Below are 20,248 nucleotides of genomic sequence, written 5' to 3'. Positions count from 1 at the left end.
CATGATTTGTATGCTCTCCTTTTCCCTTTTCATACCCTCTGCAGCTGCTGCCCAAACTGAAGAAAATACAGATGTCGCGCCAAACCAGTATGAGAAAAAAGACATCGAAATCGATACGAATTATTTACATGAAGATACCTACTATGAAGAAAAAACAGAACTGCCTGAGGAACAGAAGGATATCACTTTTGATAAACCGAAGGACAAGGACGCCGAGCTGATAAAAGATTTGTTTACATCAACAAATGCCGAGGATTCCAACACGATTGCGGCCCAGTCGAAACAGCTTGGAATTACTTTTGCTGAAAAACCAATGACAAAGACATCATCAACGGAAACAGAAGATGAACAAGAAACATCATCATTGCTGCTGCCGATGATCTATGTCGTACTGATCCTGCTCGGAATTGCAGGCATCGTGTTCCTCATCCCAAAAGTCACAGCGCAGGAAAACAAGAAGGCGTAGGCCGCGTGCTTGTGTTGTGTAAAAGCGGTGCCGTACAATAATAACGGAAAAGGAGGTTTCCAATGGAACTTTATATCATCACCGGAGCGTCAAAAGGGCTGGGTCAAGCCATTGCATTACAGGCTTTAGAAAAGGGGCATGAAGTCCACGCCTTATCCAGAACGAAAACGGATGTCTCTCACAAAAAACTAACGCAGCATCAAATAGACCTCATCAATCTTGAAGAAGCTGAACAGCAATTTGAAACATTGCTCTCATCCATCGATCCAGATCGTTATTCTGGTATTACCCTTATTAATAACGCCGGAATGGTAACGCCGATCAAACGTGCCGGCGAAGCGTCTCTTGACGAGCTTCAGCGCCATTATCAGCTGAACCTGACTTCGCCCGTGCTTTTGAGTCAGCTGTTTACAAAACGGTTTGCTTCATACAGCGGCAAAAAGACGGTTGTCAACATTACTTCAGGAGCCGCCAAAAATCCATATAAGGGATGGAGCGCGTATTGCAGTTCAAAAGCCGGGCTCGACATGTTTACGAGGACATTCGGATTTGAACAGGAGGATGAAGAGCTGCCGGTGAACATGATTTCGTTCTCACCTGGAGTGATGGACACTGAGATGCAGGCCGTCATCCGTTCTTCATCGAAAAAGGATTTCCACCACATTGAACGATTCCGGAAATTAAATGAAACAGGAAGCCTTCGCAGTCCGGACTTTATTGCCGGCACGCTGCTTTCTTTACTAGAAAAAGGGACGGAAAACGGCCGCATTTATGATATTAAAGAGTTTTTGTAGAGCAGATATTTTCTGCTCTTTTTTTATACAAAAGGCTACAGCCAGCGCATTTTATTGAACAGCCGCATATACTGACTGAAACGCTGCTTTTAGGGTATAACAATGATGATAAGAAGATCAAAATGATGTGACATAAGAATTGAGTTTCTCTGCAAATTATGTTAGGATTCTAAAAATATCTAAAGGAGGGGTTTCCATGAGAAAGGTTACATTAATGGATGTTTTCACCCATCCAATTGCACAAAAATATCTTCAGCGTTCCGGCGTGGCACATGCGATTGCCTGCGCTTATCATGCATACAGGCTGTCTGTGAAGGCTGACATTAATCCTGATTTAGCAGCAAAAGCGGCACTGCTTCATGACATCGGCCATTATGAATGGTATACAGACGGAAAGTGGGATTATGAGAAATATAAAAGAAATGACATTCATGCCATTAAAGGGGCGGAACGGGCGCATAAGCTTCTGATTCGGCTTGGCGAGGAACCGAAAGCGGCAAAAGAGATTGCACTAGCTATTTTGCTTCATACAGATTCCTATTTGCCTGAAGGCGAATTAGATAAAAACACGCTGCAGCAGATTGTCAAAAAAGCGGACGAACTGGATGAAGAGCCGGGCGGCCACCATCATTACCGCCAAATTGATCCTTCAACCGCACGAAAAAAAATAGAAAAGCTGGACCAATTAATCGACCAAGCCCAGGCATCCGTGATAAAGCCTGTATAAGTACGGAACAGCGCCAGCTTTCTTCGCTGTCTCCGCTTCATCGATACTTCCTTTACACCCGCTTCCAAACGTATTCTCCTAAAATCTCCGCACCCCTTTGTTTTATCAGGTAAGCCTGTGTCATTATCCATAAGCGCGGCATAAGCTGAGATAAAACACACAAAGGGGATAAAAGTATGGTCAACCAAGGTAGTCCGCAACTGGTCTCTTTAGTCGATCCTTATGTCTATCAGACCATTAAAAAGCTCATCGGCTCAAGGTTCGTTATACAGACAGTACGAGATACGGTCAGAGGCAGACTGATCGATGTAAAACCTGACCATATCACAATTGAAGGAGCCCGAAATTCTGTTTGTTTGATCAGAATCCAGCACATGATTTCCGTCACCCCAGATTACAGTGAGCGGGTCTAACAGTGCTTGCGCATGAAAAATAGGCGTACAACAGGACGTCCTATTTTTCAGTTAAGCGCTGTAAAAATGTACTATGATACATTGTTCCGTCAAGGTCAAAACCGGCAAATTCCTGATAGTTACCATCTGAAAAACAGAAAGTGACGCCGTACACTGTATAGCAGGAACGGATTGAAGCATGCTGTCGGACACGAAAATGATAACCGTCTGAATCTTTTACATAAAGCCGGGATTTCCCGGTAAATGGGGCACAGAGGTGTGCTGCCTTACCAAAACATTCGAATCCGGCAATTTTGCCGTCTTGGTCGATATCCAGCAGGATACAATCATTGACCTTAAGCTCCTCAGACCGCATATTCCTGTTCTTTTCCGGAGGATGAACATAGATATAAGCCAGTTCTGAATCTGTATCGTATGTCACGGCCTTCATCACCAACACTCCTTTCATTATATTAAGAGTTCTGATATGAGTTCATTTTTGTTACAATGATGGGGTATAAGTTCTTTTATCTGACAGACAAAGAAAAACTAGGAGGAACAAAGCTTGTTGAAATCAAAAGTCCATTTTTGGACATTGCAGATTTTATTTGTTTTGCTGATTATTTATGTAGCAACAAAAGTTTCATTTGTATTTCAGCCGTTTATTGTTTTTATCTCGACATTGTTTTTCCCGATGCTGATTGCGGGAATTTTGTATTTCATATTTAATCCGGTTGTCCGCCTGCTTGAGAAAAAAATTCCGCGGACATTATCCATTCTATTGATCTATTTACTGTTTATCGGTTTGCTTGCCTTTATTTCAGCGTCAGTCGGACCTATCATCACCTCACAGGTGACAGGGCTGTTTAACAACCTTCCTGATTATGTAAAACAGATTCAGGCGCTGACAAAGGATTTGTCCCATTCTCAATGGTTTACCTGGATGATGAACCAGGATTATGTATCGATATCAAAAATTGAACAGTCATTGACAAGTTTTCTCCAAAACCTGCCGCAAAATATCACGTCCAGTTTATCTGCGGTGTTTGGCGTCGTGACAAACATCACGCTTGTTATTATTACTGTTCCATTTATCCTTTTTTACATGCTGAAAGACGGACACCGCTTTCCGCATTTGGCAGTAAAAATTCTTCCGGCTTCTTATCGGACAGAAGGCTTAAAGATTTTTAAGGATTTATCCGATACGCTTGCGGCATACTTCCAGGGTCAGCTGTTAATCTGTCTTTTTGTCGGGACAGCGTGTTTTATCGGCTATTTAATTGCCGGACTGCCGTATGCCCTGATTCTCGGGATTGTCATGGCGATTACCAATATCATTCCCTATGTCGGGCCTTTTCTCGGTGCTGCGCCGGCTGTCATTGTCGGTTTTATGGACTCGCCGGCCAAAGCGCTGTTTGCGATTATTGTGGTCGTCATCGTTCAGCAGCTGGACGGAAACTTGCTGTCTCCTCTTGTGATCGGAAAGCGGCTGAATACCCATCCGCTTACGATTATTTTGCTGTTAATCGGTGCGGGAAGCTTCGGCGGAATTCTCGGCATGATTTTAGCGGTGCCGGTTTATGCGGTAGTGAAGGCATTCTTCCTGAATATTGTCCGCTTGATCAAGCTGCGCCAGCGGTCTCGACTCGAGGAAAACGCAAAGCCAGCTGAATAGGCGGGCACCATTATCGGCTCTTTGCATATGATGCTGTAAATCAATGCGGAGGTGGGGAAATGCCTGCAATTGTGGGGCCGATTTATATCATGTCAGTTACGGGTAATGCCGCGGCAAGCTTTGGAGACGTATTTGCGATTTCGCCCAAAAGCGTCGCTCATTCAGGGGCGGGGTCAGGCGCATTTCAGCTTGGTGATTTTGTGAAGATTAACAACCAAACGAGTAAAACTCTCTTCAAAGATGCCGATATCACTGATGAAACAGTTTCGTTTAACGGGTAACAGCCTTTTCACAAGAGGCTGTTGCTTTTTTATTGTATAATATGGGTAGTCTTTGAATAGAGAGGTCATGTTATGAAAATCAGAAAAGCAAATATCAATACGCAAACCGGAATGATCACGGACGTGTATCTGCATGAAAACAGAAAAGAACTGCGCACGCTTGTAGCGGTACCGCAGCTGGAGTGGAGCACGATCATTTCCTATGAAGAAGATAAAGCAACTCTGCCTGAACGGCTGGAAGCGTCGTTGCGCCGGCATACAGAGGAAACCCCTGCTGGTGAGCTGGCCAAAAAAATCATTCATTGGGTAACAGAAATGTAAACGGCGCTTGAAAGTTTAGCTCCTGCCTGATCAGGTGATAATGAAGACAAACAAGACGGGAGGACAGGCTTTTGAGTGAAGATAAAATGGATCTCTATTTGCAGCAAGGAATGTATGGGCCTTTGGAGACAAAGCCTGACGAGCGCCATTTGTTTTTAGGCTCTTTAAGAGAAAGAGTCGTTTTGGCACTGACGAAAGGACAGGTGCTTAGAAGCAAACCGTATAAAGAGGCAGAGCACGAGCTGAAAAACAGCCATAACGTCACCCTTTTGATTAATGGAGAGCTTCAGTATCAGTCTTACTCTCCTTATATCCAAATGGCGAACAGGTACGGAGTGCCCTTCAAGATTGTATCTGATCTTCAGTTTCATACGCCTTTAGGCATCGTCATTGCGGCTGACATCGCTGTGAATCGTGAATTGATATATATTCAGGACGACATTTATAATCGGTCAGTGCTGAAATCTTAAGAGACAAACGGACCGTTTGTCTTTTTGTTCATGGCAATTCACTTACAACTGGAGATAAGATATAATGTTCTCATACTGATGGCGGGGAGGCCGGCTATGAAAAAAGCACTTATTTGTATTGATTATACGAATGATTTTGTGGCGAGTGACGGAAAATTGACCTGCGGGGAGCCCGGCAGAATGATTGAAGAGGCGATCGTCAATTTAACTGAAGAATTCATCACAAACGGTGATTACGTCGTATTAGCAGTAGATTCTCATGATGAAGGGGATCAATATCACCCTGAAAAGCGTCTTTTTCCTCCGCATAATATAAAAGGCACGGAAGGAAAAGATCTGTACGGAAAGCTTTTGCCTCTATATCAGAAACATGAACATGAACCTAATGTTTACTACATGGAAAAAACGAGATATTCTGCTTTTGCGGGAACTGATTTAGAGCTCAAACTCAGAGAGCGGCAGATTGGCGAACTGCACCTTGCCGGTGTCTGCACAGATATTTGTGTGTTGCATACAGCTGTTGACGCATACAACAAAGGTTTTCGGATTGTTGTGCATAAACAAGCTGTTGCCAGCTTTAATCAGGAGGGGCACGCATGGGCTCTTTCCCATTTTGCAAACAGCATCGGAGCGCAAGTGGCAGAGTAAGGAAGGGGAAAAACAGTGTTAGAGTACGGATTTAAAGATGACAGCCTGTCATTACATACAGACCTTTATCAGATCAATATGGCGGAAACGTACTGGAGAGACGGCATTCATGAAAAGAAAGCGATTTTTGAGCTGTTTTTCAGAAGGCTTCCGTTTGAAAATGGCTATGCCGTATTTGCGGGCTTGGAAAAAGCCATTGAATACTTGGAAAATTTCAAGTTTACGGATAGCGATTTGAGTTATTTACAGGATGAACTCGGGTATCATGAAGATTTTATTGAATATTTGCGCGGCTTATCTTTTACAGGTTCACTTTACTCCATGAAAGAAGGAGAACTCGTTTTTAACAATGAGCCGATTATGAGGGTGGAGGCACCCCTGGTAGAAGCTCAGCTGATTGAAACGGCTTTGCTCAACATTGTGAACTATCAAACATTAATCGCAACAAAGGCTGCCCGGATTAAAGGCGTCATCGGTGATGAAGTTGCGCTTGAATTCGGAACAAGACGGGCGCACGAAATGGATGCGGCCATGTGGGGAGCGAGAGCAGCCTTAATCGGCGGCTTTAGCGCGACAAGCAATGTAAGAGCCGGAAAGCGCTTTAATATCCCGGTTTCCGGCACACATGCGCATGCGCTTGTGCAGGCTTACCGCGATGAATATACAGCTTTCAAAAAATACGCGGAAACACATAAGGATTGCGTTTTCTTAGTTGACACGTATGACACGCTTCGTTCAGGCATGCCTAACGCGATTAGGGTTGCCAAGGAATTCGGCGACCGCATTAATTTCATTGGCATCCGTCTGGACAGCGGCGATTTGGCGTACCTGTCAAAAAAAGCCCGGAAAATGCTTGATGAAGCCGGATTTACAGATGCGAAGGTGATTGCTTCAAGCGATTTGGATGAGCACACTATTATGAATTTAAAGGCTCAGGGAGCGCGCATTGATGTCTGGGGTGTCGGTACGAAGCTGATCACAGCCTATGACCAGCCGGCTCTCGGCGCAGTTTATAAACTCGTTGCCATTGAAGAAGACGGGAAAATGGTCGACACGATCAAAATTTCGTCCAATCCTGAAAAAGTGACGACGCCGGGCAGAAAGAAAGTCTACCGCATTATTAATCAGTCCAACCATCATTCTGAAGGCGACTATATTGCGCTTTATGATGAGCAGGTGAATGATCAGAAGCGGCTCAGAATGTTTCACCCGGTTCATACATTCATCAGCAAATTTGTCACGAATTTTTATGCGAAGGATCTTCATGAGCTGATTTTTGAGAAGGGTATTCTTTGCTACCAAAACCCTGAGATTTCAGACATACAGCAGTATGTGCAGGATAACCTCAGCCTGCTTTGGGAGGAATATAAGAGAATCAGCAAGCCGGAGGAATACCCGGTTGATTTAAGCGAGGACTGCTGGAGCAATAAAATGCAGCGGATCCACGAAGTGAAAAGCAGAATTGAAGAAGAGCTTGAGGAAGAATAAAGAAAAACTGGCCTTTCGTTCGCGAAGGGCCAGTTTTCTTTATGTATATATTATTTTTCATGTTTAGACAATTTTCGTCAAATTATTTGATATACTTAGGGGTGAAAGCCGCGCGTATTGTAAGGGGGATAAATCAATGAGGGTGTTTGTTGCAAGACAGCCTATTTTTAATAGAAAAGAACAGGTTGTTGCTTATGAACTGCTGTATAGAGAAAGCGAAGAGAACGTGTATAGCGCTAAAGACGGCGATCAGGCAACAACAGATTTGGTGATCAACAGCTTTTTAAACATCGGAATTGAGAAGCTGACGGAAGGGAAACGCTGTTTTGTTAATTTTACGGAAAGCCTGATGTTTTCGAATCTTCCCACCTCCTTCAATCCGAAACAGCTTGTCATTGAAATCCTTGAAGATATACCGATCACGCCGGCCCTCATTTCTAGATGCAAAGAATTGAAAAAAATGGGGTATATGCTGGCGCTTGATGATTTTTATGCAATAAACCCGCAAGATGAGGACTTACTGGAAAAACTCATGAGCTATATTGATATATTGAAAATTGATTTTCTCAAAACAACACGAATGGAACGCAGAACAATTTTGCAAACCTACGGCTGCCGCGGCCTGATTTTTTTAGCGGAAAAAGTAGAGACCCGAAAAGAATATAAACAGGCGGTCCAAGACGGCTTTCAATTATTCCAAGGCTACTTTTTCAGCGAGCCGCGCATCATCAGCGGGCATGACCTATCGACTCATTTCTATTCTTACTATGAACTGCTTAACGAACTGAGCAAAGAGCAGCCTAACATAAAGCGTGTGACAGAGTACATAGAGCGGGATTTATCACTGTCCTATCAAATTTTAAAATTTTTAAACTCATCCCACAGCCGTTTGAGCCAGAAAATTGAAAGCATTCAACAGGCCATTATGCTGCTGGGATTTAATGAAATCAAACGGTGGATATATATTCTTTCCTTTAAGGATTTAAGCAGGAAAGGGCATTCCAGCAAGCACGAAATCATTAAGATTTCTTTGATAAGAGCAAAGCTTTGCGAACTGCTGGCGAGAAAGACATCCCGGCCGCAGCCTGCTTCTTATATGCTGATCGGAATGTTTTCTCTCATAGACACCCTCCTGCATAGAGAAATAGAGGAAATTGTTCAAGAGTTGCCTTTAAAAGATGAAGTCGGGCAAGCATTATTAGGCCATCAAAACGACTACTACCAAATGCTTGAGCTTGTGAAATTAATTGAAAGCAACAACTGGGACACTTGCTCGGAATTAGGCAATCAACTCGACAAAGAAGAAGCGTATGAATGTTATCTTGAGGCTCTGGAATGGTGTCATAATCTTATGGACGCAAAATGATTGCGGTCCTCTGACCACCGCAAAGCAAGAATCATTCGGCTTTGCGTTCCGATAAGGCTGATGTAGATGCCGTCGGGATTAAAGACCGTATCCACTTCATGCCGGACGCCCATTTGTTTGATCAGGCGCCTTATGGTTTGTTTATCGGACTGCTCGGCTGCGGTCAGAATGCGGCGCGAGAGCTCCCGCGAGCCCGCAATGCGGCCGAGAACGAGCTGGGCATCCGCAAATATCCCCGCGGCCTGCTTCGCTGAACGGATAAAGGTATCAATATTGTTGGCAGGAGCGGGCGGACGGCGTACCTCATACGGATACACGTAAAACCAGGGATAACGATATCTCATGGGAGCACCTCACACAAAAGGGATGTTTCTATATGTATAGATCCCTAATTGCCGAATATGACAAAGCGAAAAGGCCACAACTTTAGCGTTGCGGTCTTTTTCGGTGTTTGTCGGTCAGGAAACGCCAAGAATCGCATATTCAATTTTGAAAATACGGTATGAAGGACTATAGTCTTGCTTAGTGAAAATGCGAAACACGTTAAAATCAAGGGAATTAAGAATCTTTCTCAATTTGAGCAGAAATAAACGCTCTTTCGCATAGAGAGATAGTCCCGTTCTTGTTGTGATTCCTTTGAGTATAAGGACCTATTGAGATTTGCGGTGTCACGCAGGACTTTTTTGTATACTTTTCGGTGAAAAATGAGCCGAAAGCAGATACACTATTAGTAACAGATCAAATACCTAGGACTCGTTCACCATACACAATTCATTGATCTTTCAAAAAAAGGAGTGTGGAAACGATGGAAAAGAAACTTGAAGAAGTAAAACAATTGTTATTCCGACTCGAACTTGATATTAAAGAAACGACAGATTCATTACGAAACATTAACAAAAGCATTGATCAACTCGATAAATACAATTATGCAATGAAAATTTCGTGAAAAAGACTTGGAAACAAGTCTTTTTTTTCGTTCTACCGATACAATAAATGGATAAAGTATTATATGATTGTTAAAAAACGAAAAACCTGCTGTCCTTTAAATGTCCCATTTAGTAAAATGGAATGGGAGGGGGGAAGTCGTTATTGAGCAGATATGTTTAGATTCTGTCCGGATCAAGGAGAAAATGAAGGAGATTGTTAAGCAAAACATATTTAACGAAGATTTGTCACAACTTCTTTACTCATTTATTGATGCTAAAGAAACATTCTCCTTTGCTGAATCCGCAATCTTACATTATGTTGTTTTTGGAGGGGAGAATTTAGATGTTGCAACAAGGCTTGGCGCGGGAATAGAAATTCTCATTCTTTCATCAGATATTATGGATGATCTTGAAGATGAAGATAATCACCATGCATTATGGATGAAAATTAATCGTTCAGAGTCGTTAAATGCAGCACTTTCCTTGTATACAGTAGGATTAAGAAGTATTTATTCATTAAATAACAATCCTCTAATTTTTAAATATGTTTTAAAATACGTAAACGAGGCCATGCAAGGTCAACATGACGATATCACTAATAAATCTAAAACTGAAGATGAAAGTTTAGAAGTAATTAGATTAAAATGTGGAAGTCTGATTGCACTAGCAAATGTAGCAGGTGTTTTATTGGCTACAGGAGAATATAATGAAACAGTTGAAAGATATTCCTACTATAAAGGGATTATAGCTCAAATTTCTGGAGATTATCATGTTCTTTTATCCGGAAAACGCAGTGATATTGAAAAAAAGAAACAAACACTGATTTACTTATATCTTAAGCGATTATTTAATAATGCTTCGGAAGAATTATTATACTTATTTTCACATAAAGATTTATATTATAAAGCATTATTAGAAAAAGATAAATTCGAAGAAAAATTAATTAAGGCAGGAGTTACTCAATACATTTCGGTATTATTGCAGATATACATACAGAAATGTTTTTCTGCTATAGAACAATTAAATTTAGAAAAAGAAAAAAAAGAGTTAATAAAGGAAGGCTTATTGAGTTATAAAAAGGGGGATAAAGATGCAAGACCTAATTAACTACTTTTTAAATTATCCTGAGGTTTTAAAAAAATTGAAAAATAAAGAAGCCTGCCTTATAGGTTTTGATGTGCAAGAAACTGAAACAATAATTAAAGCTTATAATGATTATTATTTGTCTGGCCCAATAACCCGTGAATGGGATGGTTAATAGGTGGATTTACATTGAAGAACTTAATAAAAAAATTCACATTAGCTGTAATTGTGTTGAGCATCCTCTATATATTCTATATAACTTATATAACTATGAATGGAATTATTATTGGGACTAAGGTTCTTAAAAATGATAAAAGTCAATTTGTGATAGAAGAAATATCAGAGTCTTCATATGGACAATTTGTTGGTTTGAGACAGGGAGATATCATATTAAAAATTAATGAAGAAAAACCTTCAGACAAACATTTGAAATGGGGATATTTGAGTCATATTAACAGTCTGGATATTTTGAGAAGTGGAAAAAAGATTCATCTCAAAGATTTTGATTTAGTTACTCTAAATAGACCTTATAGTTTTTTTCTGTTCGTACTTCCTTTGGTTTTTTATTTTTTAAGCATAATATGTATTTTTTATATACTTAAGGTAAATAAAATAAGAAGATCATTTGCTGGTTATATTCTTATTCTATTGTTATTAGACATTTCTATTGCTTATATAAGTGCAGGCGGACCATTTAGAGGACATAGAATCAATCGGTATATTAACTTGTTTACTTTTATATCTTCTCCTATTCTTTATCTTCAATTTATCCAAGGATATCTTAAAGAAATAGGAAAAGCTTTTTTGAATAGAATCTATTTTCTTTATATCATACCAATATTTAATGTTGGAATTGAGTTTTTCCGAGCCTATTTACAAGTTGATATTGATTTTTTAGCGACTGTTAACTTGGTTTCTTTTGCAATATTGACTCTATTTGCTTTTTCGTCGATATACTTTCATCTTAATAAATATAAATATGCTGAGCATTCGTTTATTCTTAAATTATTAATTTTAACAAACACTCTATCATTTGCTCCATTTTTGATATTTTATGTTCTTCCAATAATATTTACTGGTAATTATGTTTTCCCTGCATTAGTCTCTGCATCATTACTGGTACTTATTCCGTTTGGTTTAGTGTATCAATTTGTAGCGAATAAAATGTTTGATATAGAGTTTATTTTAGGAAGAATGAGATATTACGCTCTCCTTGCTATGATACCAACTCTATTTATAGTTGGAGCATTAGTTTGGTTAGATGTAATGAAAATTCAGATGAACCCTGTGCGTCAAACTGTATTTTTTTTCGTTGTCATGTTCGCTGTCTTTTATTTTAAAGAGGTCATGGATTTTAAATTTCGTTTAAAACGTTTCTCCGAAAAATTCAACTATCAGGACAGTATTTTTAAATATACTCAGCTAATGAGGGGGGTAACTTCTCTTCAACAAGTTTTTAAAGAACTGAAAAATACTATACTGGATGTTTTGCTTGTAAGCAAAGCTTATACCTTTGAGGTTACTCCTGATCACAAAGTGATATTTTTAGATAAACATGAAATTGGACCGGACTGGAATTTTTATCAAGAGGAATTTGGAAACGTAACTTCAGAAATCGGGAAAATTATTGAAGTCAATCAGGGTTTTCTTATGAAAGTTGGTGAACGAGGCGGAAGTTCTTATGTTCTGCTTTGTTTATCTAATATTAACACTCCTCGGCTAACACGGGATGAGATATCATGGTTGAAAACACTGTCTTTCTATACAAGTGTGTCCATGGAAAATGTCATGCATATTGAGGAGCTCATGGAACATTTGAAGGACTTAAAACAAGAGGGAACCAACCCCATCTGGCTGAAAAAGCTAATGTTTGCAATCGAAGAAAAACAGCGTTCAGGACTCGCCCGCGATCTCCACGATTCGGTTCTTCAGGATTTGATCTCCTTAAAACGCCAGTGTGAGCTGTTTTTGGGTGATTTTAAGAAGGGTGATAATCCGTGCCGTGAAGAGGTGCAGGACAAGCTTGTACAGATGAATGAGCAGATGTCTGATGTGATTTCGATGACGAGGGAGACGTGTCATGAGCTGCGGCCGCAGCTTCTGTATGATCTTGGATTGGTGAAGGCGCTGTCGAAGCTGGTGGCGCAGCAGCAGGAGCGGGTTCCGTTTCATATCCGTTTAAATACTGGGAGATTTACGGCTTCCCTTGATCTGGATTCGCAGCTGAATTTGTACCGGATCATTCAAGAGTTTCTGTCTAATGCGGTTAAGCACTCTCAGGCGACGGATGTGCTGATTATGCTCATCAGTATTCAAAACAAAATCGTTCTTCATTATGAGGACGATGGCGTAGGGTTTGATCAAGATAAAAATACTGAGCATTCTATGAGCATGGGGCTTTCTGGCATTAAGGAGAGAGTCAGGGCTTTAGATGGGCGCCTTCGGATTGAAACAAGTGAAGGAAAGGGCTTTAAGGCTGATATTGAAATCGAATTGTAATGGATTTATAACGGAAACGACTTGGCACAGGCCAAGTCTTTTTTATAAAATGGAAAAGAGTGAGTAAAAGGGAGGAAAACATGAAAAAGATACTAGTGATTGATGACCATCCGGCTGTCATGGAAGGCACCAAGACAATTTTGGAAACGGATTCGAATCTGTCTGTTGATTGTCTCAGTCCTGAACCGAGCGAACAGTTTATCAAGCAGCATGATTTCTCGTCATATGATCTCATTTTAATGGATCTGAATTTAGGCGGCGAGGTCAATGGGATGGAGCTTTCTAAACAGATTTTACAAGAGAATCCTCATTGTAAAATTATCGTGTATACCGGTTATGAAGTCGAGGATTATTTCGAGGAAGCGATTCGTGCGGGTCTGCACGGTGCCATCAGCAAAACGGAATCTAAAGAAAAGATCACCCAATACATATACCACGTACTCAACGGAGAAATTTTAGTCGATTTTGCTTACTTTAAACAGCTGATGACTCAGCAAAAAACAAAGCCGGCTCCTTCCTCTCAAAAAGAACAAGATGTGCTCACACCTAGAGAATGCCTGATTCTTCAAGAAGTTGAAAAGGGATTTACAAACCAAGAAATCGCAGATGCCCTTCATTTAAGCAAGCGGTCCATTGAATACAGCTTGACATCGATTTTCAATAAGCTGAATGTCGGTTCCCGGACGGAAGCGGTTTTGATTGCGAAATCAGACGGTGTACTTTAAATTAGGGGGGTGTAATGATGGATACGAAACACACATTGCTTGAAGCGCTTGGTATTGAGATTGTTGAAAACACAGCGGAACGATGCATTGCGGTTATGCCGGTGGATCATCGGACGGTGCAGCCGTTCGGATATTTGCATGGGGGCGCTTCAGTGGCCCTAGCAGAAACCGCGGCGAGCGCAGGTGCACAGAACCTGATTGATCATTCAACACAAGCTTGTGTCGGTTTGGAGATTAACGCCAACCATTTAAAATCTGTAAAGGAAGGAACGGTAAAGGCGGTAGCCGAGCCCGTTCATATCGGCAGAACGACGATTGTCTATCACATTCACATATATGACGAGCAAGAGAGGCTGATCTGTATATCCAGATGCACACTGGCTGTCATCAAGAAATAAAAAAACAGCCGGAACTCTGCCTGTCCGGCTGCTTATTTTTATAAATAAGAATCCTCTTTTCGTTTAATCACAAAGTTTCTGATTCCGTTATAGTCATCCTGTACGCTTCTCTCATCAAGCTTGACGCCGGAGTTATACGCAGCACGGCAGATCAAGTGCCCGCCGATAGGCGACGTAATAAAGATAAAGAGAATCCCAAGCAGGATTTTAGCGGAGAGCTCCCCCGTCACAAACCACAAATAGAAGAAGACACCGAGCAGAATCATATTGACACCTAATGTTGAGCCTTTAGAAGCAGCATGAGCGCGTGTAAACACATCGGGAAGGCGAAGTACGCCAAATGAAGCAATGAGGCATACAAGAGCGCCCAGCAATATGAATACAGCCACAACGACTTTAGCGGTTTCGATCATTTTCGATAATCTCTCCTTTCTCCAGGAACTTAGAAAATGCGATCGTTCCGATAAACGATAAAATCCCCAGCAGCAAAATAATATCCAAAAACGCACTTGTTTTCAGCAAAATGGAGACAAGCGCCGTGATTGCGATTAGATTGATGCCGATTGCATCCAGAGCCACGACCCGGTCAGGCACAGTCGGCCCTTTAATGACACGAATGACATACAAAAAGGTAGACACTGCCATAATGCCGAGCGCGATTTGCAGGATCAGCGTAAACATCACCGGCTCACCTCCTGTATGGCTTTTTCAAATGACTCCCGAATATCAAAAATCGCTTTTTCCGCATCCTCGATATCCATTGCATGAATATAAAGTATTGTTCTGTCATCTGAAATATCCATCACCAAGGTTCCCGGCGTTAATGTAATGAGCAGAGAAAGCAGGGTGATTTCCCAGTCCTTCGTCAGTTCAGTTTTAAAAGCAAAAATACCTGGTCTGATATTCAGTTTTGGAGATAAGACTGATTTCATCACACTGACATTGGCAAGGTACAGTTCCTTTATAAAAATGAAACAGAGCTTGATAATAGAAATCAATTTCCATAGATAAAACTGGCGAGTGAAAAAGCGCCGGAAGAAAAAGAGAGAGAGCATTCCCAGAATATAGCCTGTAATGAATCCTGCGGCGCTTGGACTGTTGCTTAAGAACATCCAGCAAAAAGCGAGAAACACATTTAATAAAATTTGAAATGCCATGCGATCTACTCCTTCAGAACAGCTTCGATATATTTTTCCGGATTCAGCAGCGTCTCGGCCGCTTGATCAACGTAAGGCGACACCCATTCTGTACCCAACCCGAAGAGAAGAGACAGCAAGAGAAAAATAGCTGCCGGATAAAGAAGTCCTTTAGCTGTTCGATGATTTGGTTTTGGCGTTTCTTTTTCTTCGCCCCAAAACGCATGTATAAAGATCCTCAGCACAGAGTACAGTACGAGCAGACTCGAAAGCAGAATCAGCATGGATATCGTAAATTCACCTTCTGCGAAGCCGCCCTCTGCAATTTTAAATTTGCCGACAAATCCGCTCAGTGGCGGAATGCCTGCAAGAGAAATAGCAGAAATGAAAAACATCCATCCAAGAACAGGATAGCGTTTGATCAGCCCGCCCATTTTATGCAGGTTCGCAGTTCCAGTCAATGCGATCAGCGTACCCGCCAGCATAAACAAAGCGCCTTTAATCAGCATATCGTGAATCAGATAGTAGATCGCGCCCTGAATGGATGCGGGTGTGTGTACTGCCACACCGAACAAAATCACGCCGACAGCGGTAATAATGTTATAGATCACAATTTTCATGACATTCGAATAAGCGAGTGAACCGATCACACCAAAAATCACAGTCAGCGCCGCCAGCCAAATCATCAGCTGATGGGTAAAGGCTGTATCGTGAATAAAAATCAATGTGAAAACCCTCGCAATCGCATATAACCCGACTTTTGTCAGCAAAGCGCCGAACAACGCGGAGATTGCTGCCGGTGGCGCGTAATAAGAGCCTGGAAGCCAAAAGTAGAGGGGGAAGATTCCGCCCTTCATGCCAAATACCAAAAGCAGCAGGACACCAATCACAGTGATCAGCCCGGTTTGTCCTGATTCGCTGATTTTCACGCTAAGATCCGCCATATTTAACGTACCGGTTACAGCGTATAAAAAGCCGACCCCTATGACAAACAGGGCAGACGATACGATATTAAACACAATATATTTAAGGGATTCCCGCAGCTGAATTTTTGTGCCGCCTAATACAATCAGCATATAGGAAGCAATAAGCAGAAGCTCAAAAAATACGTACATATTAAATAAATCGCCTGTTAAAAACGCTCCGCTGACGCCGGCAAGCAAGAACTGAACGCCGGAGTAGTAAAAGGAGCGCTCCCGTTTTTCACCGATAGAACGGAAAGAATAAAGCCCAACCAATAAACCGATGACCGCTGTTGTGAGAACAAGAAGGCTGGCGAATTGGTCTGCGGCAAGCACAATGCCGTACGGCGCTTTCCATCCGCCTAAGCTGAGTGTCTGGATACCTTTTGTGAAGACAGTCTGTACAAGTATGCCGCTAATCACAATCCCGATGGCCGATGCCGCCGTGCTGAAGATTCTCATGAGCATAAGATTCTTCGTCATGAAAATCAGAAGAATAGCCGACAAAAGCGGGATCAGGATTGGCAAAATAACAAAATTATTCATGTTGATCATTTCCCCTCATTTGATCCATATCATCCGATTTCAATTCCTGATAAGCGCGAAAGGCCATGACGAGGATGAATGATGTAACGCCAAAAGAAATGACAATTGCGGTCAAAATCAGGGCTTGCGGAAGCGGATCGACAAATGATTTGGCATGCTCGCTCAAAATCGGAGCGGCGCCTTTCTTTAATCCTCCCATAGTCAAAAGCATTAAATGAACGCCATGGCTTAACAGTGCTGTTCCGATAATGACGCGAAGCAGGCTTTTAGACAGCAGCAAATACGTAGCAGCCATAAAAATAATACCGGCTAATACAGCCATTAAGATTTCCATTATTCTTCCTCTCCAATCGTTTGAATAATGGTCATCGTTATGCCTACGACAACAAGATAAACGCCTAAATCAAATATCGTCGCTGTGGCGAGCTCCGTTTTCCCAAGGATCGGCAGCTGAAAGTATCCGAATGTGTGGGTTAAAAAAGGAGCTCCGAAGACAAAGGAGCCAACGCCTGTTAATACAGCGAGCAGAAGGCCGGCTCCCGCGACATAAATGAAATTGACCGGCAAAAGGGAACGCACGGTTTTTAAATCATATGCCAGAAGCAAGAGAACGATGGAAGAGGACGTGATCAGTCCGCCGACAAAGCCTCCTCCGGGCGCGTTATGCCCTGATAAAAATAAATAGAAAGAGAAAAGCAAAATGATAAAGGATACAAGCTTTGTCGCGGTTTGAAGAATCAAGTCATTTGTTTTTTGTTCATTCACCGCTTTTCCCCTCCTCTTTTACTTTTGTTTTAATCATGCTGTAAATGCCGAGAGCGGCTATCGTTAATACCGTAATTTCAAACATTGTATCAAATCCCCTGAAATCAACAAGAATGACATTGACGACATTATCTCCTCCGCCGAGATCGTGGCTGTGTTTGACAAAGAAGGACGCAATGCTGTCTTTTGTCCGCTGGCTTGAGGATGCGATACCGAGCAGAGTAACGATAATACCGACGCCTAAAGAAATGATAAAATTCGTCATCCGGAACGTTCTCGTTTTTGTTTTCAGCCTCAGTTTCGGCAAATGGTAGAAGCAAAGCAGAAACAGTGCCACAGAAATCGTTTCAATGACGAGCTGAGTCAATGCCAAGTCCGGCGCTCTGAAAATGACAAAAAACAATGCAAGTGTATAACCGACAACACCGAGTGCAATGATCGCCGTTAGTCTTGACCTAGCAAAAACAGTCGCCACTGTGGCGCTGATCATGACAAGCGTCAAAATGATTTCGTATACGCCGATTTTAGCCATGCCTTCCGTTTTAAATGAAAATCCGCCTTTAATGGCAAAAGCTCCGCCTATCAGAATGATGAAACCAGCGAAGATATACAGCAAATAATCTCTTAAAAACCCGGTCATATATTGTTTTGTGACCCGGTAAGAGCCTTTCTCCATCAGAGTCAAAAGCTTATCGTATAACCGGTTGAGTGTGAGTTTCGAAGGAAACAGTTTATAGATTCCCTTCCACTTATTCAGCGACAAATAACCAATTGTTCCGATCACAACAATACCCGCAGTCATGAGCAATTCCGTTGTAACCCCATGCCACTGTGAAATGTGAACGTGGAATTTCTCATGGCCGTCCAGCAGTGTCGGATAGATTGAGTTCATCGCAGGCTCTATCAGGCTGTACGACAATATATTCGGGAAAAAGAAGAGACTGACAGCCAAAGCGACAAGAATGACCGGTGGTACGAGCATGCCGACAGGCGCTTCGTGAGCCTGTTTTTCAAGCTGTTCAGGCTGGTAACTTCCTCTGAATGTTTTAAACAGCAATTTCATGCTGTAGATAAACGTAAATACACTTCCGATCCAGGCGAGAACAGGGAACAGAACGCCCCATGTCTGCACGTTGAACAGGTCGAAATGTGTCACGCGAAGCATGCTTGTGAAAAACATTTCTTTACTCAAAAATCCGTTAAACGGCGGTAGGCCGGCCATTGAAAATGTCCCGATTAAGGAAATGGTAAATGTAATCGGCATAATCGCCATCAGGCCGCCTAGCTTCCGGATATCCCGTGTGCCTGTTTCGTGATCGATAATCCCGACTGCCATAAACAAGCTTCCTTTAAAGGTTGCGTGGTTGATTAAATGGAAAATGGCAGCCATAGCGGCAACTGTATAATATTCTGTATGGCCGTAATGAAGGGCTGCAGCACTGACTCCGAGCATGGAGATAATCATGCCGAGCTGGCTGACGGTTGAAAACGCCAAAATCGATTTTAAATCAGTTTGTCTCACGGCATGGAATGAGCCCCAAACCATCGTAAAGAGCCCGACGAGGGATACGATCCAAAACCATTGGGCTGAAAAGGCGAAAATAGGACTGAATCTCGCAATCACATAAATGCCGGCTTTTACCATAGTGGCTGAATGGAGATAAGCGCTGACAGGCGTCGGAGCTTCCATCGCGTCAGGGAGCCAGATGTAAAAAGGAAATTGCGCTGATTTCGTAAAAGCCCCTAATAAAATGAGAATCATAGCCGGGATAAACAATTCGTGGCCGGCAATTAATTGAACCTGATGAACCATCTCTCTAATACTGAAGGAATCCGTTATCAAATAAAGGAGAATAAATCCGCCGAGCATGCACAGCCCGCCGCTGACCGTAATCAAAAGTGATTTGGCTGCGCCATAGCGCGACTTTTCCCGCTTATACCAATAGCCGATCAGCAAAAAGGATGAAAGGCTTGTAAGCTCCCAGAACATGTAGAGAACCATGACATTGTCTACTAGAACGACGCCGAGCATGGCGCCCATGAACATCAATAAGTAGACATAAAAGGGCCCAAGCTGTTCTTTTTCTTTCGATAAATAAAAAATGCTGTAAAGAGTGACTAAAGAGCCAATGCCTGTGATCAGTAAGGCGAATAATAACCCGAGGCCGTCTACATAAACGGTAAAGTTAATGCCGAGTGACGGAATCCACTCTAATACCGATCGAAGTGTTTCTCCAGATTGTGTCATCCTGATCATTGGGAGAAAGTATATAAACAGCAAGACGGGCAGGATCAACACAAACCAGCCCGTATGCACTCTTTTTGCGTATTTTGCCAAGAAGGGAATGATAAAAGCAAATAAAAAAGGCGATAAAATAGCAAGATGTAAGAGCTGCAAAGATAAGACCTCCTTTTCTCGTTCTCAATTGAAAAATGCGCTATGTATGAAATATACGGTCAAACGACCTAGTCCAAATTATATCGCACTTTTCTGCAAGCTGCCACGCTTCGAACTGCTGTAATGGGTTTTTATGAGTTCTTTTGACCTCAAAATAAGTCTAACAAAAAAGAGGTTATTTG

Annotated in this window: 27 protein-coding genes; 17 read left to right on the top strand and 10 right to left on the bottom strand. The window is 42.0% G+C overall.

The window, feature by feature from the left end; translation table 11 throughout:
* Window positions 1-10: 10 nt before the first annotated feature.
* From essA to MHH79_RS16350, 4 genes are all read left to right on the top strand, one after another.
* Window positions 11-466 carry a type VII secretion protein EssA gene (gene essA, locus MHH79_RS16365; protein ID WP_010886603.1) on the top strand — a complete coding sequence of 152 codons (456 nt, stop codon included), beginning with the start codon at window positions 11-13 and terminating at the stop codon, window positions 464-466.
* 62 nt (window positions 467-528) lie between these two features.
* A complete protein-coding gene (locus tag MHH79_RS16360; RefSeq protein WP_340034723.1) occupies window positions 529-1,260 on the top strand; it encodes a (S)-benzoin forming benzil reductase in 732 nt (243 codons plus the stop codon).
* Between the two features lie 196 nt (window positions 1,261-1,456).
* Window positions 1,457-1,987, top strand: a complete 531-nt coding sequence (locus tag MHH79_RS16355; RefSeq protein WP_003244444.1) for an HD domain-containing protein — start codon at window positions 1,457-1,459, stop codon at window positions 1,985-1,987.
* A gap of 176 nt (window positions 1,988-2,163) precedes the next feature.
* Window positions 2,164-2,400: a YuzF family protein gene (locus MHH79_RS16350; RefSeq protein ID WP_003220677.1), complete on the top strand. Its 237-nt coding sequence runs from the start codon at window positions 2,164-2,166 to the stop codon at window positions 2,398-2,400.
* A gap of 40 nt (window positions 2,401-2,440) precedes the next feature.
* Here MHH79_RS16350 and MHH79_RS16345 read toward each other — a convergent pair whose 3' ends face one another.
* A complete protein-coding gene (locus tag MHH79_RS16345; protein ID WP_015483637.1) occupies window positions 2,441-2,830 on the bottom strand; it encodes a DUF2283 domain-containing protein in 390 nt (129 codons plus the stop codon).
* Window positions 2,831-2,944: 114 nt separating this feature from the next.
* Between MHH79_RS16345 and MHH79_RS16340 the strand changes: the two genes are divergently transcribed.
* The 7 genes from MHH79_RS16340 (at window position 2,945) to pdeH (ending at window position 8,628) form a co-directional block, all read left to right on the top strand.
* A complete protein-coding gene (locus MHH79_RS16340) occupies window positions 2,945-4,054 on the top strand; it encodes an AI-2E family transporter (RefSeq protein WP_174616588.1) in 1,110 nt (369 codons plus the stop codon).
* 59 nt (window positions 4,055-4,113) lie between these two features.
* Entirely contained in the window at window positions 4,114-4,335 is a 222-nt protein-coding gene (locus tag MHH79_RS16335) for a spore germination protein (RefSeq protein ID WP_015384524.1), read from the top strand.
* Window positions 4,336-4,407: 72 nt separating this feature from the next.
* On the top strand, window positions 4,408-4,656 hold the full coding sequence (locus tag MHH79_RS16330; protein WP_003228783.1) for a YueH family protein: 249 nt from the start codon (window positions 4,408-4,410) through the stop codon (window positions 4,654-4,656).
* A 71-nt stretch (window positions 4,657-4,727) separates the two neighbouring features.
* Window positions 4,728-5,126 (top strand): YueI family protein, encoded by a 399-nt coding sequence (locus tag MHH79_RS16325; RefSeq protein WP_015251331.1) that lies wholly within the window; start codon window positions 4,728-4,730, stop codon window positions 5,124-5,126.
* Window positions 5,127-5,222: 96 nt separating this feature from the next.
* The gene (locus tag MHH79_RS16320; RefSeq protein WP_251217615.1) at window positions 5,223-5,774 is read left to right on the top strand and encodes an isochorismatase family cysteine hydrolase; all 552 of its coding nucleotides are present in this window, start codon (window positions 5,223-5,225) and stop codon (window positions 5,772-5,774) included.
* Window positions 5,775-5,789: 15 nt separating this feature from the next.
* The gene (locus MHH79_RS16315) at window positions 5,790-7,262 is read left to right on the top strand and encodes a nicotinate phosphoribosyltransferase (RefSeq protein WP_003228788.1); all 1,473 of its coding nucleotides are present in this window, start codon (window positions 5,790-5,792) and stop codon (window positions 7,260-7,262) included.
* 136 nt (window positions 7,263-7,398) lie between these two features.
* Window positions 7,399-8,628, top strand: a complete 1,230-nt coding sequence (gene pdeH / locus MHH79_RS16310) for a cyclic di-GMP phosphodiesterase (RefSeq protein WP_003243525.1) — start codon at window positions 7,399-7,401, stop codon at window positions 8,626-8,628.
* Here the strand turns inward: pdeH and MHH79_RS16305 are convergent.
* On the bottom strand, window positions 8,604-8,972 hold the full coding sequence (locus MHH79_RS16305) for a hypothetical protein (RefSeq protein ID WP_015483634.1): 369 nt from the start codon (window positions 8,970-8,972) through the stop codon (window positions 8,604-8,606). The two genes, pdeH and MHH79_RS16305, sit on opposite strands and share 25 nt — an antisense overlap.
* A 114-nt stretch (window positions 8,973-9,086) precedes the next feature.
* Entirely contained in the window at window positions 9,087-9,212 is a 126-nt protein-coding gene (locus tag MHH79_RS16300) for a hypothetical protein (RefSeq protein WP_154796978.1), read from the bottom strand.
* Window positions 9,213-9,433: 221 nt separating this feature from the next.
* Between MHH79_RS16300 and degQ the strand changes: the two genes are divergently transcribed.
* From degQ to MHH79_RS16270, 6 genes are all read left to right on the top strand, one after another.
* A complete protein-coding gene (degQ, locus tag MHH79_RS16295; RefSeq protein WP_003220708.1) occupies window positions 9,434-9,574 on the top strand; it encodes a degradation enzyme regulation protein DegQ in 141 nt (46 codons plus the stop codon).
* Window positions 9,575-9,758: 184 nt separating this feature from the next.
* Window positions 9,759-10,661, top strand: coding sequence for a polyprenyl synthetase family protein (locus tag MHH79_RS16290; protein WP_100505763.1), 903 nt, complete (start codon window positions 9,759-9,761; stop codon window positions 10,659-10,661).
* Window positions 10,645-10,812, top strand: a complete 168-nt coding sequence (gene comX, locus MHH79_RS16285) for a competence pheromone ComX (RefSeq protein ID WP_100505762.1) — start codon at window positions 10,645-10,647, stop codon at window positions 10,810-10,812. The genes MHH79_RS16290 and comX overlap by 17 nt, the downstream gene beginning before the upstream one ends.
* A gap of 14 nt (window positions 10,813-10,826) precedes the next feature.
* Window positions 10,827-13,136: a two-component system sensor histidine kinase ComP gene (gene comP / locus MHH79_RS16280; RefSeq protein ID WP_340034721.1), complete on the top strand. Its 2,310-nt coding sequence runs from the start codon at window positions 10,827-10,829 to the stop codon at window positions 13,134-13,136.
* Between the two features lie 80 nt (window positions 13,137-13,216).
* A complete protein-coding gene (comA, locus tag MHH79_RS16275) occupies window positions 13,217-13,861 on the top strand; it encodes a two-component system response regulator ComA (protein WP_003220716.1) in 645 nt (214 codons plus the stop codon).
* Window positions 13,862-13,878: 17 nt separating this feature from the next.
* Window positions 13,879-14,259: a hotdog fold thioesterase gene (locus MHH79_RS16270; protein ID WP_015483631.1), complete on the top strand. Its 381-nt coding sequence runs from the start codon at window positions 13,879-13,881 to the stop codon at window positions 14,257-14,259.
* Window positions 14,260-14,297: 38 nt separating this feature from the next.
* Here MHH79_RS16270 and mnhG read toward each other — a convergent pair whose 3' ends face one another.
* Genes mnhG through MHH79_RS16235 form a run of 7 tightly spaced genes read right to left on the bottom strand, consistent with a single transcriptional unit; the run spans window position 14,298 to window position 20,066 of the window.
* Entirely contained in the window at window positions 14,298-14,672 is a 375-nt protein-coding gene (gene mnhG / locus MHH79_RS16265; RefSeq protein ID WP_014477830.1) for a monovalent cation/H(+) antiporter subunit G, read from the bottom strand.
* Window positions 14,656-14,940, bottom strand: coding sequence for a Na(+)/H(+) antiporter subunit F1 (locus MHH79_RS16260; protein WP_003228814.1), 285 nt, complete (start codon window positions 14,938-14,940; stop codon window positions 14,656-14,658). The genes mnhG and MHH79_RS16260 overlap by 17 nt, the downstream gene beginning before the upstream one ends.
* The gene (locus MHH79_RS16255) at window positions 14,940-15,416 is read right to left on the bottom strand and encodes a Na+/H+ antiporter subunit E (RefSeq protein WP_003228815.1); all 477 of its coding nucleotides are present in this window, start codon (window positions 15,414-15,416) and stop codon (window positions 14,940-14,942) included. The genes MHH79_RS16260 and MHH79_RS16255 overlap by 1 nt, the downstream gene beginning before the upstream one ends.
* A 5-nt stretch (window positions 15,417-15,421) precedes the next feature.
* Window positions 15,422-16,903 carry a Na+/H+ antiporter subunit D gene (locus MHH79_RS16250; RefSeq protein ID WP_100505760.1) on the bottom strand — a complete coding sequence of 494 codons (1,482 nt, stop codon included), beginning with the start codon at window positions 16,901-16,903 and terminating at the stop codon, window positions 15,422-15,424.
* Window positions 16,896-17,237: a Na(+)/H(+) antiporter subunit C gene (locus MHH79_RS16245; protein WP_003220730.1), complete on the bottom strand. Its 342-nt coding sequence runs from the start codon at window positions 17,235-17,237 to the stop codon at window positions 16,896-16,898. Before MHH79_RS16245 ends, MHH79_RS16250 begins: the two co-directional genes overlap by 8 nt.
* Window positions 17,237-17,668, bottom strand: coding sequence for a Na(+)/H(+) antiporter subunit B (locus tag MHH79_RS16240; protein WP_003228819.1), 432 nt, complete (start codon window positions 17,666-17,668; stop codon window positions 17,237-17,239). The genes MHH79_RS16245 and MHH79_RS16240 overlap by 1 nt, the downstream gene beginning before the upstream one ends.
* Window positions 17,661-20,066, bottom strand: coding sequence for a Na+/H+ antiporter subunit A (locus MHH79_RS16235; protein ID WP_340034720.1), 2,406 nt, complete (start codon window positions 20,064-20,066; stop codon window positions 17,661-17,663). The genes MHH79_RS16240 and MHH79_RS16235 overlap by 8 nt, the downstream gene beginning before the upstream one ends.
* Between the last annotated feature and the right edge of the window lie 182 nt (window positions 20,067-20,248).

The organism is Bacillus sp. FSL K6-0993 (assembly GCF_037977205.1).
GTDB lineage: Bacteria > Bacillota > Bacilli > Bacillales > Bacillaceae > Bacillus > Bacillus subtilis.
This window is presented reverse-complemented; position numbering and strand designations above follow the sequence as displayed.